Origin of the sequence: Erysipelatoclostridium sp. An173, from assembly GCF_002160495.1 — a bacterium.
GTDB classification, from domain to species: Bacteria; Bacillota_I; Bacilli_A; order Erysipelotrichales; family Coprobacillaceae; genus Thomasclavelia; species Thomasclavelia merdavium.
In genome coordinates, this window is record NZ_NFKR01000103.1 from 1 (window position 1) to 1043 (window position 1043).

Consider the following 1043-nt stretch of genomic DNA (forward strand, 5'->3'; position numbering starts at 1 on the left):
TTATTTCTACTATAACTGTGATACATTATGCCGAGAAAATAAATAGAAAAGCCTATAAAATAAATACTTTTCAAACTTTACTCGGCATAATAACTAACTCCACATAAGGAGGATTATGCTGATATCCACATAATCCTCCTTGAGGCATTCCTATGTTACTAGCCTTTACGAGACCATTTTCCATGATTCCTGCCTGCAGGAATTTGCGAATCAAATGCAGTGTTGTCGAGTCATTCACATGCTCTCTAAGTATTGAAATTAATTTATCATGATTTACCGTATCGAAGTACGCTTCTATATCTAAATCGATGACCCATTCGTATCCTTCATTCAAGTAGTCTAGCGTTCGCATGATGGCATCATGTGCACTCCTCTTTGGTCGAAAGCCAAAACTATTATCACTGAATTTACTGTCATAAATTTCTGATAATACTTGTGCTATCGCTTGTTGGATGACCCTATCTACTACTGTTGGAATTCCTAAGGGTCTTTTCTTACCATTTGATTTAGGAATATAGACTCTTTTTACTGGTTGGGGTTTGTATTTCTTCTCCAGTATCTGTTTCTTTATCTGTTCCTTATGGGTCTTGAAATACTCGTCAATTTCATTCACTGTCATCTTATCAATGCCAGGTACACCTTTATTACTCTTGACTCTTTTCATTGCCTCTTCGAGATTTTCATCTCTTAAAATCACTTCGATTAATTTCATGTTGTTGCTTCTCCTTCCTTTTGTAAATATATTTGGAACCATTCCCTCTACCTTCATCCCCATGGGATTACGATTCCCACTTATGGAACTATCCTCGATTTCGAACTATCCAAACATTGCGCATGGTGAGTTGCACCATATAAACATTAGGTCCTTTGGTATAGATGTCTTTACCTACTACGACCTCAGCTGACTTCTTGTGGTAAACCTTTTTCGACCGATGTATAAAAGTTAAAATAAGATTACCCAAATTGTTGCAGATAAGTGGTTACACTTTGCATTAATCAGGGTAATCTTTTTTGATATAATTCTTTCCTGTAAAGGAGTGAAT

Annotated in this window: 1 protein-coding gene; it reads right to left on the bottom strand. The window is 36.0% G+C overall.

Features of this window, described 5'->3' with window-relative positions; all coding sequences use genetic code 11:
• Positions 1-70 precede the first annotated feature (70 nt).
• On the bottom strand, positions 71-712 hold the full coding sequence (locus B5F09_RS14560) for a reverse transcriptase domain-containing protein (protein WP_087375027.1): 642 nt from the start codon (positions 710-712) through the stop codon (positions 71-73).
• Between the last annotated feature and the right edge of the window lie 331 nt (positions 713-1043).